This window comes from Flavobacterium gelidilacus DSM 15343 (assembly GCF_000422685.1).
GTDB classification, from domain to species: domain Bacteria; phylum Bacteroidota; class Bacteroidia; order Flavobacteriales; family Flavobacteriaceae; genus Flavobacterium; species Flavobacterium gelidilacus.
On record NZ_AUGN01000009.1, the window covers coordinates 176,646 to 194,398 of the forward strand.

The 17,753-nt window shown below is 29.4% G+C and carries 17 protein-coding genes; 10 read left to right on the forward strand and 7 right to left on the reverse strand.

Annotated features, from left to right (window positions below):
• Positions 1–174: 174 nt before the first annotated feature.
• Positions 175–1,869: a sodium:solute symporter family protein gene (locus tag G507_RS0105625; protein WP_026716577.1), complete on the forward strand. Its 1,695-nt coding sequence runs from the start codon at positions 175–177 to the stop codon at positions 1,867–1,869.
• 86 nt (positions 1,870–1,955) lie between these two features.
• Here the strand turns inward: G507_RS0105625 and G507_RS0105630 are convergent, their stop codons facing one another.
• Positions 1,956–2,810: a DUF2911 domain-containing protein gene (locus tag G507_RS0105630; protein ID WP_026716578.1), complete on the reverse strand. Its 855-nt coding sequence runs from the start codon at positions 2,808–2,810 to the stop codon at positions 1,956–1,958.
• Between the two features lie 133 nt (positions 2,811–2,943).
• On the opposite strand from G507_RS0105630, the gene G507_RS0105635 reads away from it, so the two are divergent.
• The 4 genes from G507_RS0105635 (at position 2,944) to G507_RS0105650 (ending at position 7,032) form a co-directional block, all read left to right on the forward strand.
• Positions 2,944–3,408, forward strand: coding sequence for an SRPBCC family protein (locus G507_RS0105635; RefSeq protein ID WP_026716579.1), 465 nt, complete (start codon positions 2,944–2,946; stop codon positions 3,406–3,408).
• Positions 3,409–3,503: 95 nt separating this feature from the next.
• Positions 3,504–4,202, forward strand: a complete 699-nt coding sequence (locus G507_RS0105640) for an SDR family NAD(P)-dependent oxidoreductase (RefSeq protein WP_026716580.1) — start codon at positions 3,504–3,506, stop codon at positions 4,200–4,202.
• Between the two features lie 69 nt (positions 4,203–4,271).
• A complete protein-coding gene (locus G507_RS0105645; protein WP_026716581.1) occupies positions 4,272–5,558 on the forward strand; it encodes a cryptochrome/photolyase family protein in 1,287 nt (428 codons plus the stop codon).
• Between the two features lie 25 nt (positions 5,559–5,583).
• Positions 5,584–7,032 carry a cryptochrome/deoxyribodipyrimidine photo-lyase family protein gene (locus tag G507_RS0105650; protein ID WP_026716582.1) on the forward strand — a complete coding sequence of 483 codons (1,449 nt, stop codon included), beginning with the start codon at positions 5,584–5,586 and terminating at the stop codon, positions 7,030–7,032.
• Positions 7,033–7,069: 37 nt separating this feature from the next.
• Here the strand turns inward: G507_RS0105650 and G507_RS0105655 are convergent, their stop codons facing one another.
• The gene (locus tag G507_RS0105655; protein ID WP_026716583.1) at positions 7,070–7,726 is read right to left on the reverse strand and encodes an HAD family hydrolase; all 657 of its coding nucleotides are present in this window, start codon (positions 7,724–7,726) and stop codon (positions 7,070–7,072) included.
• Positions 7,727–7,827: 101 nt separating this feature from the next.
• Here G507_RS0105655 and G507_RS0105660 point away from each other — a divergent pair, with 101 nt between their 5' ends.
• Genes G507_RS0105660 through G507_RS0105670 form a run of 3 tightly spaced genes read left to right on the forward strand, consistent with a single transcriptional unit; the run spans position 7,828 to position 9,273 of the window.
• Positions 7,828–8,370, forward strand: a complete 543-nt coding sequence (locus tag G507_RS0105660) for an RNA polymerase sigma factor (protein WP_026716584.1) — start codon at positions 7,828–7,830, stop codon at positions 8,368–8,370.
• 30 nt (positions 8,371–8,400) lie between these two features.
• The gene (locus G507_RS0105665; RefSeq protein ID WP_026716585.1) at positions 8,401–8,826 is read left to right on the forward strand and encodes a hypothetical protein; all 426 of its coding nucleotides are present in this window, start codon (positions 8,401–8,403) and stop codon (positions 8,824–8,826) included.
• 3 nt (positions 8,827–8,829) lie between these two features.
• Positions 8,830–9,273, forward strand: coding sequence for a hypothetical protein (locus G507_RS0105670; RefSeq protein WP_026716586.1), 444 nt, complete (start codon positions 8,830–8,832; stop codon positions 9,271–9,273).
• A 78-nt stretch (positions 9,274–9,351) separates the two neighbouring features.
• Here G507_RS0105670 and G507_RS0105675 read toward each other — a convergent pair whose 3' ends face one another.
• The 3 genes from G507_RS0105675 to G507_RS0105685 are packed head-to-tail and all read right to left on the reverse strand — an operon-like array spanning position 9,352 to position 13,437.
• Positions 9,352–10,095: a hypothetical protein gene (locus G507_RS0105675; protein ID WP_026716587.1), complete on the reverse strand. Its 744-nt coding sequence runs from the start codon at positions 10,093–10,095 to the stop codon at positions 9,352–9,354.
• Complete coding sequence (locus tag G507_RS0105680; RefSeq protein ID WP_026716588.1) at positions 10,085–10,774, reverse strand: hypothetical protein; 690 nt, start codon at positions 10,772–10,774, stop codon at positions 10,085–10,087. The genes G507_RS0105675 and G507_RS0105680 overlap by 11 nt, the downstream gene beginning before the upstream one ends.
• Positions 10,775–10,809: 35 nt before the next feature.
• A complete protein-coding gene (locus G507_RS0105685) occupies positions 10,810–13,437 on the reverse strand; it encodes a valine--tRNA ligase (RefSeq protein WP_026716589.1) in 2,628 nt (875 codons plus the stop codon).
• 332 nt (positions 13,438–13,769) lie between these two features.
• On the opposite strand from G507_RS0105685, the gene G507_RS0105690 reads away from it, so the two are divergent.
• On the forward strand, positions 13,770–14,195 hold the full coding sequence (locus tag G507_RS0105690) for a DUF1573 domain-containing protein (protein ID WP_035665707.1): 426 nt from the start codon (positions 13,770–13,772) through the stop codon (positions 14,193–14,195).
• 30 nt (positions 14,196–14,225) lie between these two features.
• Here G507_RS0105690 and G507_RS0105695 read toward each other — a convergent pair whose 3' ends face one another.
• Complete coding sequence (locus G507_RS0105695) at positions 14,226–15,548, reverse strand: PDZ domain-containing protein (protein WP_026716591.1); 1,323 nt, start codon at positions 15,546–15,548, stop codon at positions 14,226–14,228.
• 119 nt (positions 15,549–15,667) lie between these two features.
• On the opposite strand from G507_RS0105695, the gene G507_RS0105700 reads away from it, so the two are divergent.
• Positions 15,668–16,861 carry a pyridoxal phosphate-dependent aminotransferase gene (locus tag G507_RS0105700; protein ID WP_026716592.1) on the forward strand — a complete coding sequence of 398 codons (1,194 nt, stop codon included), beginning with the start codon at positions 15,668–15,670 and terminating at the stop codon, positions 16,859–16,861.
• Between the two features lie 150 nt (positions 16,862–17,011).
• Here the strand turns inward: G507_RS0105700 and G507_RS0105705 are convergent.
• Positions 17,012–17,753, reverse strand: a 742-nt coding sequence (locus G507_RS0105705) for a T9SS type B sorting domain-containing protein (protein ID WP_026716593.1), incomplete at its 5' end; no start/stop codon positions are given.

Here is a 17,753-nt window from a genome sequence, read left to right on the forward strand (position 1 = left end):
AATAATTTCAGATTCGAAAGATTCTGAAATACTGAAATAAATTCAGCATAAACAAGTTCAGAATAAATATGAAAAAAGAAAAAAACAAATGGAAAATGAGTTACAGCATCGTTTTGGTGCTGAATGCTCTTTACATATTAGTATTTTATTTATTAATGGAAATGTTCACTTAATATGGCAAATTTAGATTGGATTGTCTTATCGGTTACCTTACTTTTTATTGTTATTTATGGAGCCATAAAAACAAAAGGAAGTGCTAATGTTAAAGACTATATTTTAGGAAACAACGAAACACCTTGGTTTACCGTTGGAATATCAGTTATGGCAACTCAAGCGAGTGCTATTACCTTTCTTTCTACACCCGGGCAAGCCTATCATGATGGAATGGGGTTTGTACAATTCTATTTTGGTTTACCTTTGGCTATGGTTGTAATTGCTTATACTTTTATACCAATATATCATAAATTAAAAGTTTACACAGCTTATGAATATTTAGAACAACGTTTTGATGTAAACACAAGGACTTTAGCCGCAATTTTATTCTTAATTCAAAGAGGTTTAGGAACTGGAATTACGATTTATGCTCCGGCTATTATTCTTTCGGCTTTATTGGGTTGGAATTTGTTTATGCTAAATATTATAATCGGTATTTTGGTTATTATTTACACAGTAACGGGTGGAACTAAAGCCGTAAATGTTACACAAAAACAACAAATGTTTGTGATTTTTTGTGGAATGGTTATAACGTTTGTAATTATTCTAAATCAATTACCTGAACAATTAGATTTTGGAAATGTTTTAAAAATTGCAGGTGCTAACGGTAAAATGGATATTCTTGATTTCTCCTATAATCCAGAAACACGTTACACGTTTTGGAGTGGAATCACTGGTGGATTTTTCTTGATGCTTTCTTATTTTGGAACAGATCAATCACAAGTGGGTCGTTATCTTTCTGGAAAATCTGTAAAGGAAAGCCAAATGGGATTAATCATGAACGGAATTCTTAAAGTTCCAATGCAGTTTTTCATCCTTTTGACTGGAGTTTTGGTTTTTGTTTTTTACCAATTTAATAGTGCTCCATTGCATTTTAATCCAACCAATGTTACCAATATTGAAAATTCTAAATACAAAGAAGATTACAAAAAACTTGAAGATAAATTAGAAGTTATAAATGAAGAAAAGAATGTAATCAATCATATTTATATTGAGCAATTAAATCTTGAGTATGATAACAAAGCCTTGAAAAAAAACATGCAAAAGTTAACCATTCAAGAAAAAGAATTGCGAGAAGAGGCTAAAGAATTAATTGCTAAATCAGATTCAAAAGCCGAAACAAATGACAAAGATTATGTCTTTTTATATTTCATATTACATCATTTGCCAAAAGGAATTTTAGGTCTGTTATTAGCCGTTATATTTAGTGCAGCAATGTCATCAAGTGCTTCTGGTTTAAATTCTTTAGCTGCAACGTCAACTATTGATATTTATAAAAGAAATAAAGAAGGTAAATCAGACAAACATTATGTTTATGCTACACAATATTTTACTTTATTTTGGGGATTAGTCGCTATCGGATTTGCTTGTATAAGTTCGCTATTTGAAAATTTAATTCAATTAGTAAACATCATTGGTTCAATATTCTACGGTACTGTATTAGGTATTTTTCTTGTCGGATTTTATATTAACTATGTAAAAGGAAAATCAATATTCATTGCAGCTTGTATTAGTCAATTGACCATATTTTACATTTTCTATATTGATGTAGTTAGTTTCCTTTGGTTGAATTTTATTGGAGCAATGTTGACAATTATTTTATCATTAAGTATTCAGCGATTTTTAAATAGTAAAGATTCTTTAACTGAAGCATAGAGCTAAAAGATTAATAACTCAAATAATATTACATAAAAAAGCCTTTCGATTAGGAAAGGCTTTTTCTATTACTTAAAAGTAGGTTCTTATTTTTTTGACCATTCAGCAATTGAATCGTTATTCATTTTTTCATAGTCTTTATTTCCTGCTTTAATTGCAGCAGCTAAAGATAACTTTGCAGTTTCAATAGCTCCTTTTTTATCATTTAATTTTGCTTGAATCAAAGATTTTTGACGTAAATACCAAAAAGGAACATCTTTACCTTTTTCAGTTAAATCAATCGCTTGATTTACCCAACTTAAAGCTTTATTCATATCTCCATTAGAGTTATAAAAATATTGACCTGCTGAAAAATAATCACCAGCTTTTGGTCCAGCTAAAGTTTTTTCAATACTAGAAATTGCTACTTCTTTTGTAGGAACTTCAATTTTTATTGGAACAATAGTTTTTTCCCATTGTATACTCAAAACAGCGTTGTCATTTGTAATATTATCAAATGCAATAGTAAATGTTTCAATTTGTCTGTTAGTAGATTCTGGCTTAACTGAAACTTTAACAGCAACATCTGCATCATTCCATTTTTCTGGTAAACCCCAATTATCAGTAGTTTTATAGAAAATCACATCCCAACTATCAGCTTTTGGAGTTGTGTATAAAGAATAAGTACCTTTTGCTAAATCTTTTCCTTCAATTTTTACATTTTCAGAAAATGTAACCAATGTATTTGCGTTTGCACCTGTTCTCCAATTTGAACCATAAGGAACTAATTCTCCAAAAACAGTTCTTCCTTTAGCACTTGGACGTGAATAATTAACTTCAACCGAAGTTAAACCAACCACTTGTTCCACTTTAGAACTTGGACTTGCCTGTGGCGTTTTTACTTGAGCAGTAATCGCTAAACTAGAGAGTGCAAAAAATGCTACTAAAAATAATTTTTTCATATGTTGTTTTTTTTATGCTACGAATTTAAGAAATATTCATCAAACTAATGTTAAAGCTATCTAAAATTTAAAATATTTTGTTTGATATTTTTCATAATTAGTTAAACAATAGCTATCTTTACAAAAAATAATAATGAAAATATATACTGTACATACCAAGCAAAATATACCTATATCTTTAGACGAAGCTTGGGAATTTTTATCAAACCCTAGAAATTTAAAAACTATAACTCCTGAATATATGGGATTCGAAATTATTTCTGGAGCAGACAGACCAATGTATCCAGGACAATTAATTCAATATATCGTTACTCCTGTTTTAGGAATTAAAACCAAATGGGTTACAGAAATCACTCATGTAGTAAATAAAAAATTCTTTGTAGATGAACAACGTTTTGGACCTTATGCTCTTTGGCATCACAAACATTTTATAAAAGAAATTAATGGTGGCGTTGAAATGGAAGATATTGTAGACTACAAAGTTCCAATGGGAATATTAGGTCAAATGGTGCAACCCTTTATTGTACAACCCAAATTAAATGAAATCTTCGAATACAGAAGAAAGAAGTTAATTGAAATGTTTGGAGAATTTAAATAACAAATAACAAATTGGCATCGAAAGATGCTGTAACAAAGTTCACTTAACTCATTCAAAAAAGTAAAATTTAGTGAAGTAAATTAATTCAGCAGAAAATGAAAAATATATTATTAATAGGAGGTTCTTACGGAATTGGATTAGCAATAGCTAAAGAAATTCAAAACAATAACAACGTATTTGTCGCTTCTAGAACAAATGAAAATTTATCAAATTTAAATGTGACTCACATTCCGTTTGATGTTTCTTCAGACACTTTAGACAAATCTCTATTGCCAGAAGTTATTGATGGATTAGTCTATTTACCAGGGAGCATTAATTTAAGACCTTTTAAAGGGTTAAAAATAGAAGCCTTTGAAAATGATTTACAAATCAATTTTATTGGATTAGTTAAGGTTATTCAAGCCATTTTACCTAATTTAACAGCTTCAAAACAATCAAGTATTGTCCTATTTAGTAGCGTGGCTGCAAGTATGGGAATGCCTTTTCACACAAGTGTTGCTGCTTCAAAAGGTGCAATTGAAGGTTTTGCAAAAGCACTAGCTGCTGAATATGCTCCAAAAATCAGAGTCAATGTTATTGCTCCTTCCCTAACAGATACACCTCTTGCTGATAAATTCTTAAATAACGATGTCAAAAAAGAAAAATCTTCTCAAAGACATCCTTTAAAACGATTTGGTCAACCTGAAGATATTGCTCAAATGGCAACTTTCTTATTGAGTGAAAATAGTAGTTGGATGAGTGGACAAATTCTTCATGTTGATGGCGGAATGTCAACTTTATTGGTTAATGGATAAACTTTTTTTTAAGTTAAAAGGTTTTGTGAAAATTGGACTTTGCTTTTTGTAATTTATATTATTGTTGCTATGAATATATTTTGGTTTAGAAGAGATTTACGTTTAGAAGACAATGTTGGATTATTTCATGCTTTGAATGATGAAAATAAAACTCTTCCTATCTTTATTTTTGATGAAAAAATTTTATCTGAATTACCTAAAGATGATGCTCGTGTGACTTTTATACATGAATTATTATCCAAAATTCAAACCAAACTTCAAGAAAACGGAAAGTCACTAGCTATATTTCACGGAGAACCCAAGGCAATTTTTGAAAAATTAATCAAAGAAAATAAGATCAAAACAGTTTATACCAATCACGACTATGAGCCATATGCCAGAAAACGCGATAAGGAAATGAATCAATTATTCAAAGAAAATGACATTCAATTCAAAACTAGTAAAGACCAAGTAATTTTTGAAAAAAGTGAAGTTGTAAAAGACGATGGAACTCCTTATGTAGTTTATACACCTTTTTCAAAAAAATGGAAAGAAGCTTTTTCTAAAATTAAATTAAATCACTACAATTCTGATGAAAAACTTGAAAAAATTACAGACCACTCTTATCCCTTTTTAAGTCTAAAAGATATTGGTTTTGAAGTTTCTTCCATAAAATTCACACCTTTTGACATTAGTGATAAAGTGATTTCAAACTATGAAGAAACCCGAAATTTCCCCTCTTTAAATGGAACATCAATGTTGGGTACATACTTAAGATTTGGAGCTATTTCTATTCGAAAAATGGTGAATCATGCAGCTAGTTTTCAAAATGAAACTTTCTTAAAAGAATTAATTTGGAGAGAATTTTTTATGCAAATTTTATGGCATTTTCCATACACAGTAAATTCAAGTTTTAGACCAAAATACGATGCTATTCAGTGGAAAAACAATGAAGAATTATTTCAAAAATGGTGTAACGGAAAAACAGGTTATCCTATTGTAGATGCAGGAATGCGTGAACTAAACAAAACAGGTCACATGCACAATCGAGTTCGAATGGTTGTGGCAAGTTTTTTATGCAAACATTTATTAATTGATTGGAAATGGGGCGAAACCTATTTTGCTCAAAAATTGTTAGATTATGAACAATCCAGCAATGTTGGAAATTGGCAATGGGCAGCTGGTTCAGGTGTTGATGCAGCTCCATATTTCAGGATTTTTAACCCAACAGAACAAATTAAGAAATTTGACAAAGACTTAAAATACATCAAAAAATGGGTTCCTGAATTAGAAACTCAGCATTACCCAAAACCAATAGTCGATCACAAAGAAGCTAGAGAGCTTTGTTTAAAGACTTATAAAGAAGCTGTAGGATAAGTAAAAAATTGAAAAAAGAAAAAAAATGAATATTGTTTGGTTTAAAAGAGATTTACGTTTGAATGATAATGAAGTGCTTTATAATGCTATTTCATCTGGACGAAAGACACTTTTACTTTATATATTTGAGCCTTCTCTTCAAAAAGATATTCATTATAGTCAAAGACACTTTGATTTTATAAAACAATCCTTAGAAAGCCTTCAGAAAGAACTTTTACAATATCACACCCAAATACTAATTGTTGAAGGTGAAGCCATTGATATATTCAAAAAACTAAAAAATCTTATTTCTATTCGTGCTGTTTATTCGCACCAAGAAACTGGCATAAAAATTACTTTTGACAGAGATAAAAAAATCACTTCGTTTCTAAATCAACACGAAATTCCGTGGTATGAAAGTATAAATAATATTGTAATAAGAGGTATTAAGAACAGAAAATCTTGGAAAGAAGATTGGTACGATTATATGGATAAAGATTGTTTTCCTCTTGAAGCAAATGGTCGTTCATTTATCAAATACAAAGACATTGAAGAAATTGAAAACCAATTCAATAAACCTTCTTTAGTTACTGATAAAAATACACCCTTTCAAAAAGGAGGAACACCAACAGCTTTAAGGTATCTAAATTCTTTTTTTAAAGAACGTGTTGCAAACTATTCAAAACACATTTCTAAACCAGAAAAAGCTAGAATGGGTTGCAGTCGCTTGTCACCATACATTGCTTGGGGAAATTTATCCATTAGACAAGTTTATGACGAAGCTTGGAAATACTCTCAAAAAGGAATTCATAAAAGACAAATTTCTAATTTTGTGTCACGATTACGTTGGCAAGCGCATTTCATTCAAAAATTTGAAATGGAAAGTAGTATGGAATTTATTGCGGTCAATAAAGGCTATCGTAATTTATTACAGCCTATAAATCCGTTTTACCATAATTCTTGGACAGATGGAAAAACAGGTATTCCAATTGTTGATGCTTGTATGCGATGTTTAAATACAACTGGTTATCTAAATTTTAGAATGAGAGCTTTAGTAGTTTCTTTTTATACGCATAATTTATGGCAACCATGGCAAAATTGTTCACCACACTTAGCAAAACAGTTTTTAGATTTTGAACCCGGAATTCATTATCCTCAATTGCAAATGCAAGCTGGAGTTACTGGTATAAATACTTTGAGAGTTTATAATCCAGTAAAAAATTCTATTGAACATGACGAAGAAGGTGTTTTTATTAAAAAATGGGTTCCTGAATTAGCCGAAATTCCAACTGCGTTTATTCATGAACCATGGAAATTAACTTTAATTGAACAAGAATTATACAGTTTTAAATTAGGCATAAATTATCCTTATCCCATTGTAGATTTAGAAAAAAGTAGAAAACACTCTAGCGATATTTTATGGGGAATGCGTAAAAACGCTGATGTTAAAAAAGATAGTAAGAGAATTGTGGATAAACATACAAATCCTGATTGAAGTTAATATTTTCATTCCTTTGGAGGGGAATTAAAAACTATTTCAAATTCTTTATAATTTCAGCATTCAAATCCTTAAAATGTTTGACTAAAATATTAGCTTTAGATAAATCTTGGTCTTTCGAATGTAAACTATCATATCCAACACAATAAATATTTGCGGCAACAGAAGCTTCAATTCCGTTTGTACTGTCTTCTATAACGATACAATTCTCTTTTGGAGCAATTGATAAACTTGCAGCATGTTCAAAAATGGCTGGATGTGGTTTTGACTTTGGAAAATCTTCTCCTGAAACTTTATGTGTGAAGTATTGATTCAAGTTAAAACGATTAAAAACCCTATCAATCGTGACTTTAGAAGCTGATGATGCTAAGATTAACTGAATTCCGTTGGCATGTAAATCTTTGATTAAGTCTTCTACGCCTTCAATTAAATATAAATCTTCTTTTGTGTCGAAAGCATCGTTAAAAATACTTCTTTTGGTCTGAATTAAATCTTCAACTTCATGCGATAAATTAAATTGGGCTTTTATTTTCTGAAAAACGTTTCGAGTCGAATTTCCGGTATAAGTTCTATATAACTCATCTGAAACCTCAATGTTTAATTGTTGAAAATGTTGAAAATAAGCATAATGATGAACGGGTTCTGTGTCGACAATTACGCCATCCATATCAAAAATTACAGTTTGTACCATTGTAGTGTTGTTTTGCCAAAGGTACATTGTACAAAAGATTTTTAAAAATTATATTAAACCTTTTTGTATATCTTTAGTCTTATCAACAAATGATTTAAAACTTGCAAGACGAAAAAGCTTTTTTATCGGAATTATCAAATCCTAAAACGCAAAATGATGCGTTCAAAAAGCTATTGGAATTATATCAGAAGCCTTTATATTTTCATATACGTAACATTGTTTTAAACCATGATGATACTGATGATGTATTACAAAATACGTTTATTAAAGTGTTTTCAAATGTGAAGAATTTTAAAGGCGATAGTAAATTATATTCTTGGATGTATCGAATTGCAACTAATGAATCCTTGACATTTTTACAACAAAAAGCTAAAAAAAGTGGTATTTCTAATGAAGAAGTTCAAAATAAAGCCATTAATAATTTAGAAAGTGATGTTTATTTTGAAGGTGATGAAATTCAGTTAAAATTACAAAAAGCTATTGCAATATTACCAGAAAAACAACAATTGGTTTTTAAAATGAAGTATTTTGAAGAATTAAAATATGAAGAAATGTCTGAAATTCTAGATACTTCTGTTGGGGCTTTAAAAGCGAGTTACCATATAGCTACAAAGAAAATCGAAGAGTTTTTAAAATCAAATTAAACCTTTTACAAAAAAAACAGTCTTATAAATATGAAGAATATTAATCTAAATAATGAAAAAATAGAATCAGGATTTAAAGTTCCTGAAGGTTATTTTGAACAATTTGAAAGCAAAATGCTAAATCAATTAGTTGTTGAAAAAGAGCCAAAAGTAATTTCATTATGGCAAAACAAAAGAGTTTGGATGACAAGTATTGCTGCTGTATTATTAGTCTCAATTGCTTTGCCTGTTTATTTTTCAATGAATGATACAACAACACATACAAATACAGTTGAGGACGAAACCATTGAAACTTATTTAGCTATGCAACCTACAATGACTAATTATGAAATTGCAACCGAATTAACCAACGAAGATTTTGCATCTCTTGAAGAAAGTTTAGCTTTAAATGATGATGCCGTTGAATTGTATTTAGAAGAAAATTATCAAAATATTGATTTATATTTAAACGAATAAAAAATGAGAAAACTTATTACATTAATGGTTGTTTTGTTTTCGATTGTATCGATTGCACAACCTAGCAAAGAAAAAATAGAAAAAGTAAAAGCTTTAAAAGTAGCCTATATTACTAAAGAATTAAGCCTTACCTCTTCTGAAGCTGAAAAGTTTTGGCCCATTTACAATGCTTATGACGAAAAACAATTTGATTTACGTCATACCAAAATGAGAACCATTATGAAGAAATATAAAGATGAAGGTTTAGACAAATTAAACGATAAAGAAGCAGCAACTATTCTTTCAGAAATGGAATCTATTGATGAGGAATTATTGACTTTAAGAAAGAAATTTGTTAAAGAAGCTAAAGAAATTATTGGTGCCAAAAAAGTATTACAACTCAAAAAAGCTGAAGAAGAATTTACAAGAACTCTTTTTAAACAATATAAAGGAAGAGATAAAAAATAAATTAGGTTAGTTTATTAAAAAAATCCCGTTTGGTTTTACAACTAAACGGGATTTTTGATTATTAATTTTTAAGCTTTATCAATAGCTTTTTTTTGAATCTATTAAAATATTAATTTCTTTTAGAGAATTTTTAATTATTTCAGAATTTGATTTTGACATAAGTAATGTATTTTTTGATTTTAAATCACTATAATCAAAATCTGGATGATTATTAATAAGTTTTGAGAAATACTCTGAAATACTCTCAGCATATACTTTTTTTCCATTTTCTGAAAAAGCATTTTCACTATTAACTAAATCAAGATAATTAGTATAATTACTAATTAAAGTACTAATATTTGAATCTAATACTCTTTTCGTAGATTCAGAATCAGGATCATCAGCGCTTTTTAGTATTTCTTCATTCCCTAATTTGAAATAAGACAACTGTAATTCTAATCCAAACTTATAAGTTTCTAAATATTCCAGTTCATAAGTGTATTTATCCTTCTTGTCTAAAATATTATAAATATTAATCATGTCTTTCCAAACCATAAAAAAATCTCCTGCTACTTCATTTTTATGTTTAATACCTAATTCATTATCTTGTAACACTACATTAAAATTTTCCGTGTCAGTAAATTTCTCGACAATAGCTCTGGTTTCTAAATTATTAAAATTAGGTAATTCCTCGTCTTCCTTATAACCAGACCTTAGTTCTGTTACTGCATTTCTATAATCATTAATTGACCAAAATCTTTTATCCATTGGGAAATTATGATCTTCATTATTACATCCTATAAATGCAACAAAAAGAATTAGCACTAATTTATTAATTTTCATATATTTTAATTTTTGGCTTTTTGAAATTATTTAATTTTAAGAGTAAGCTATCTATAGTTTTTTGATATTCAATTTGTTTATTATAAATAAAACTATGATGAGTATCATAATCATACTTTATTTGAAATTTCCTTTCCTCATATTCCATTTCTTCAACAATTATATTGATCTCTTTCTTAGAAATTTTTTCAAATGTAGAAATTTTTTCTTTAGCTCTCCTAGCAAATAATTCAGTTATTTTAAAATGATATAATTCATGTGTAAGCATATCTTTAAACCTTGACTCTTTATTATAAACAAAAGAACTAGATGGATGAAAATATGAAATTATTGAAACACTATCTATTTCATGATCAACTTCTATACTTGTAACAACATATGCAAAATATTTACTACCAAATAATTCTTTTTGAAAGAGTTCTATTCCTTTAAATTTTTTAAAATTAATGCTATTTATGTCTTTAAAAGGAATAGGCTTTTCATAATTTAAATAGTTAGTATAGCTCAAAGTAAAAACACCAATCATTATAATAATAAATGATATAATTATATATTTAAAAGTAATTTTAAAATTCACTTTAGGTCTTTTAAGAAGTTTTATAAAAAATAAAAATTCCAATAAAAACAAAGGTATGTAAAGTATACTTAAAGCAATAAGAACTATTTTTTCATTACTCATTCGTTATTAGTTTTTAACCTATTTAATTTTTTGATCTACTTCAAACTAGCCAAGCTTTGCTCTATTGTAGCAATTTTTGCTAAAGCATCAGCTTCTTTGTTTCTTTCGTTTGCAATAACTTGTTCTGGTGCACCAGCAACGAATTTTTCGTTTTTCAATTTACCTTGAACCGATTTTAAGAAACCTTGTGTGTATTTTAATTCTGCTTCTAATTTTTCAATTTCGGCAGCTACATCAATATTTCCAGCAATTGGAATAAAATATTCGTTTGATTTTACTCTGTAAGTCAATGTTCCCTCAACAGCTTCTGTCACATATTCTAAACTTTCTATATTTCCTAATTTAAGGATAACAGCATCAAAATTTGTTGCTACTTTTTCGTTGTTGATTATTTTTAAATCGATTACATCTTTGAAAGCAATGTTTTTCTCTTTACGAATCGTTCTAATTCCTGAAATAACTTCTGCAGCAAAATCAAATTCAGCGATTAAATCTGCATTTGTATCTTTCATTGTTGGCCAAGTTGAAACAATTAAAGCTTCTTCTGGAGTTCTTTCTGCAATGTATTGCCAAATTTCTTCCGTTAAGAAAGGCATAAATGGATGTAATAATTTCAAATTAGCTTCTAACAATTCAATGGCTTTATCAAAAGTTGCTTTGTCAATTGGTTGTTGGTAAGCTGGTTTGATTATTTCTAATAACCAAGAACAGAAATCGTCCCAAACTAATTTATAAATATTCATTAAAGCGTCAGACAATCTGTATTTTTCAAAGTTATGTTCGATTTCGGCTAATGTTTGTTGCAACTTAGCTTCATACCAATCAATCGCTATTTTAGAAGCTTCTGGCTGAGGAATATCTGCAACTTCCCAACCTTTTATTAATCTGAAGGCATTCCAAATTTTATTTGCGAAAGCTTTACCGTTGTTACATAATTCTTCATCAAACATGATATCGTTTCCTGCTGAAGCACTTAAAAGTAAGCCAACACGAACGCCATCAGCGCCAAATTTTTCAATTAACTCTAATGGATCAGGAGAATTTCCTAATGATTTTGACATCTTACGACGTTGTTTATCACGAACTAAACCTGTTAAATATACATTGTTGAATGGTTTTTTTCCAGTGTATTCGTAACCTGCAATTATCATACGAGCAACCCAGAAAAACAAAATATCTGGACCAGTTACTAAATCATTTGTAGGATAATAATAATTGAACTCTTCATTTTCAGGATCCATTATTCCACCAAAAACAGCCATTGGCCATAACCATGAGGAGAACCAAGTATCTAAAGCATCAACGTCCTGACGTAAGTGTTCAGTGGTCAGTGCTGAGTTGGCAGTTTTATTTTGTGCTAAAATTAAAGCTTCTTCAATATTTTCTGCAACTACGAAATCTTCTTTTCCGTCTCCGTAGAAATAAGCCGGGATTTGTTGTCCCCACCAAAGTTGACGCGATATATTCCAATCACGAATGTTTTCTAACCAATGACGATAAGTATTGTTGAATTTACTTGGATATAATTTAACTTCTTCGGTTTCTAAAACGGCTTTGATAGCTGGTTTAACTAAATCTTCCATTTTTAAGAACCACTGATCTGATAATCTAGGTTCAATAACAGCTTTAGTTCTTTCTGAAGTTCCAACTTTATTCATGTGGATTTCAGTTTTCACTAAAAGGCCACATGCTTCTAATTCTTTAGCAACTTCTTCACGAGCTAAAAATCTATCTTGTCCTTGAAAATGTAATCCGAAACTATTTAACGAAGCATCTTCATTAAAAATATCGATGATTTCAAGATTGTGTTTATTTCCTAATTCTTTATCGTTAACATCGTGAGCTGGTGTTACTTTTAAGCAACCTGTTCCGAATTCTATATCAACATATTCGTCTTCTATAATAGGAATAACTCTATTGCAAATTGGAACTATTGCTTTTTTACCTTTTAAGTGTGAAAAACGTTCATCATTTGGATTGATGCAAATTGCTGTATCTCCAAAAATAGTTTCTGGACGCGTTGTTGCAATGGTTAAAACATCTTTTGTGCCTTCAACTTTATAATTGATGTAATATAATTTTCCTTGACGTTCTTCGTGAATTACTTCTTCATCAGAAAGTGTTGTTTTAGCTTCTGGATCCCAATTTACCATTCTATACCCACGATAAATCATACCCTTATTATACAAATCCACGAAAGATTTGATTACAGAAGCTGACATATCTGGATCCATTGTGAATTTAGTTCTGTCCCAATCGCATGAACATCCTAATTGTTTCAGTTGTTCTAAAATTGTTCCTCCATATTTATCAGTCCAATCGTAAGCGTGTTTTAGGAATTCTTCACGCGTTAAATCGGCTTTGTTAATTCCTTCTGATTTTAGTTTGGCTACAACTTTTGCTTCAGTTGCAATTGAAGCATGATCTGTTCCAGGAACCCAACAAGCATTGAACCCTTTTAAACGAGCACGACGAATTAAAACATCTTGAATGGTGTTGTTCAACATATGTCCCATATGAAGTACTCCTGTCACGTTTGGTGGAGGAATTACGATTGTATAAGGAGTTCTGTCGTCTGGTTTTGAATGAAAATACTTGTTTTTCATCCAGTAATCGTACCATTTTTGTTCTACTTCTTTTGCGTTGAATTGAGCTGGAATCATTTATATTGTTTATTGTTTAATCTGAACTTGTTTCAGATTCTTATGTTTATACTTTAATTTCTAATAACATTACAAAAGGTTTGTGAAAACTCTTTAACCCTGATAGTAGTGAAAATCCTTTTTTGAAAGAAAAGATTGTAACGAATAGCAGGAATATGGTTTCTAAAAATGCCCAAGCCTTAATGCTCCAAAAATAGAGAGAATTGAGTTTGGTATTGTTTTTGCAATTAACTATTTGCAAAAGTAACGATATAAGCTAAAATAAAAAAAGTTAATTTGTTTGTATTTTTTGCAAAAGTGTTTAATTTTACAATAATTAAAAAAATAATATGATGAAAAATTTACTTAATTTAATTGCAGTTTTGTTTATTTCAACGGTTGCCTTTGCTCAAGGTCCAAAGATTGAGTTTAAAGAAGAAACAATTAATTATGGAACCGTTACCAAAGGAGATGATGATGGTAAACGTAAATTTGAGTTTACGAATACTGGTGACGCACCTTTAGAGATTAAAAATGTTAAATCTACTTGTGGATGTACGGTTCCGACTAAACCATCTGCTCCTATTATGCCTGGGAAATCTGATTTTATTGAAGTTCAGTACAATATGAATCCAGGACCAATTAGTAAGTCTATTACGGTTGAAAGTAATGCAGTGAATGTTCCTAGTGGAATGGTTACCTTGAGAATTAAAGGTACAGTTGTTGAGAAAAAAGAAGTCAATCTTCTTGAAAAAAAGAAATCAATTTTAGAACAATAAAAAAGAAGCCTCATTAATTTGAGGCTTTTTTTATATGATTTTTTTAAGGTAAAAAATGACTTCTATTATTTTGCCATCTCGTTCTACTTCTATTTTTATCTTTTTTCCGTCTTCGGATTGGAATAAGTCTGTTATTTTTTGAATGGTATAATTATGGGCTTTTCTGTTATTTATGCTAATTATTTTATCATCTGGCAATATGCCAGAATTTGCTGCAGGTGAATTTTTTCTAATATTAGACACCACAAAAATTGGCTTTAATATAAATCTATAGTTGTATTTATATTTTGAATTATCATTTAAAAATTCCATTAAATTTACTTCAGTACGTGAAGAATTCAATATTATTTCTTCTTTGATGGGTTCTATACCTGAATGTTGCACTTCAATTCCAGACATATTATAGTTAAAAGCGTCATTATAGGACTGACTTTTTTTTAAATACAACAATTGCTCTTTGTAATCAATAAATAAATGGAAACGTTTTAACAATTCACCACCAATTGAGCCATTTCTGCCAAAAATTAAATTCACATTGTTAAAAGATAATGAATCTGGATAGGCTACTAAAACTTCTTCAAATTCAAAATTTGAAAATTGTAGTTTTTCAATTCTAGCTCTTTTTCCATGTATCTCTCCTGCAAGCCCAAAACCTAGATAATCATTTAAAAATAGCTCAGGTATTTTTAAGGAATCATTTTTAAAAATCCATAAACCGTCACTTAAACCTGTATCTAATAATAATTTTATGGATAAGTTTTCATCATCAAAAGTTGAATTAGTTTTAACATATGGCTTATTATTTATTAAATCTATTTTAAGTTTTGAAAATTTTTTAAACTTTCTTTTTTTTAAATAATCCCTGTTTTTATGTATAATGATTTTCTTTCTGTCATAATCGATTTCTATTAATCTATCCTTAAAAAAAGTATAACCAATTATTCCATTTATCTCTTTTCCTAACTTGCTAATAAAGTTTATATTATTCTCATTTAAAATTAAAACAGTAAAATCATTATCTTCAAATTCTTTTATTTTTAATTTATTGTTTGAGGAAATTAGTGCATCAATCGCTTTACCAGCTCCAACACCAGATATTTTAGTTTTAATTGGATTAAATAATTCAATAGTATCATTACTAGGAAAACTGAATAATATATTTTTTTCTGTTCCAGTGTCTAAAATAACTTTTAGAGGTACTTCGTTTATAAATACATCTAAAATTATTAAGTTATTTGAAAAATCAAAAGGAATAATAATTTTATCTTTATTTGAATACCAGCTATTATTAACTTGACTAATAGTTATATTTGAAATAAGTAAAATTAAAATCAAAACCCCTTTTCTATACATATATCTATTAGTTTTTATAAAGTTAATAAAGTAATTTGATAAATGAGCATTTTAAAATCAACATTCATGTTTTATTTTAAAAAAAAGTTGCAATTTTGTACTTTAAAAAACAACTTAAGATGCCAAAAATTTCAAAAAAAGGATCACAAATGCCTGAATCACCAATAAGAAAATTGGTGCCTTATGCAGAAATTGCAAAGAAAAAAGGAAATAAGGTTTATCACCTAAACATTGGTCAACCTGACATTAAAACTCCACAAGTAGCCCTTGATGCTGTTAAAAATGCAAATATTGAAGTATTAGAATATAGCCACTCTGCTGGTTTTGAAAGCTATAGAGAGAAACTTTCAAAATATTATAAAAATCAAAATATACCTATTGATACACAAAATATCATCATAACTACTGGAGGTTCTGAAGCATTACTTTTTGCTTTAGGAAGTACTATGGATGTTGATGATGAAATTATTATTCCTGAACCTTTTTACGCTAATTATAATGGTTTCTCTGTTGCTTCTGGTGTTAAAGTAGTTCCTGTAATTTCAAGTATAGAAACTGGATTTTCTTTACCTCCAATTGAAGATTTTGAAAAATTAATTACACCAAGAACCAAAGCCATTTTAATTTGTAACCCAGGAAATCCAACTGGATATTTATATTCTGAAGAAGAAATAAATCAACTAGCACAAATTGTAATTAAACACGATTTGTTTTTGATTGCTGATGAAGTTTATAGAGAGTTTACTTATGATGGTTTTAAGCATTATTCTGTAATGAATGTAAAAGGATTAGAAAATCATGCAATAATGATTGATTCCGTTTCTAAGCGTTTTAGTATGTGTGGTGCAAGAATTGGATGTATTGTTTCTAAAAATACAGAAGTAATGGCAGCAGCCATGAAATTTGCTCAAGCCAGATTAAGTCCACCAACATATGCACAAATTGCTAGTGAAGCAGCTTTAGATACGCCACAAAGTTATTTTGATGAAGTTATCGAAGAATATAAAGAAAGACGAGATATACTAATTGAAGAATTATTAAAAATTGAAGGCGTTCAAGTTGCTACCCCAAAAGGGGCTTTTTATTGTATTGCTAAATTACCAATTAAAAGTGCTAATGATTTTGCTCAATGGCTACTAGAATCATATGATTTAGATGGAGAAACTGTAATGGTTGCTCCTGCTGCAGGTTTTTATTCTTCCCCTAATGTTGGGTTAGATGAAGTTAGAATTGCTTATGTTCTTAAAAAAGAAGATTTAGTAAAATCGGTTAAAATTCTTAAAGAAGCAATAAAAGTTTATAATAAGATATAATAATATACAAATGTAAAAAAAGCCCTTTTAGGGCTTTTTTTTTGCTAATACTTAACTGGAATTAGAGTAAAACAATTAGGTTTTATTATAAAAACAAAAAGGCTTTCTCAATTGAGAAAGCCTTTTTTTAATCTTATTATTTAAAGTCTATTATCGTTTTAATGAAAAGTGAGCTTTAAATTGTTTTGGTATTAATATACCGTTTGTTGTAATTTCATAAAAATCTACCGTGAACCAATAATCCGTTGCTGGTAGTGGTTGTCCGTTAAATGTTCCGTTCCAACCTCCGCTATCTAATGGACTAATTTGTTTCAATAATTTTCCGTAGCGGTCAAAGATATAAATTTTTGCGGTTTCTTGACCATTTAATCCTCTAATATTCCATGTGTCATTTATTCCATCGCCATTTGGTGTAAAGAAATGTGGATAATTAATCACTTGAACTCCCACTGTCTCATCTCCAGCACATGGATTTGGTGTCTTAACATCTTTAATCTGAATAGTATAAACAACTCCTGCTGGAACATTACTAAACACAGCACTAGACTGCCATGGCGCTCCTGGTTCTAATTGATATTGGTAAACTCCATATCCATCATTGACAACCGTTATCGTTTGCGTCTGCTCAAAAGCACCTGTTACATAAGTTTCAATATTAGCCGGTGGACCTGATTGGATAACTGTAAACACACCCGATGGCGCTGATACACATCCTTGTGGAGATGTACTAGTTACCACAACTGAATACTCTCCTGGTGCAACAGTACTTATTGTATAAGTAGCATCAATAGCTCCTGATATAGCCGATCCGTTTAATGACCATTGATACTCATATCCTGAACCTGCTGGTATGCCACTATCTAATGTTAAACCACTAATTAAATCTCCTGTG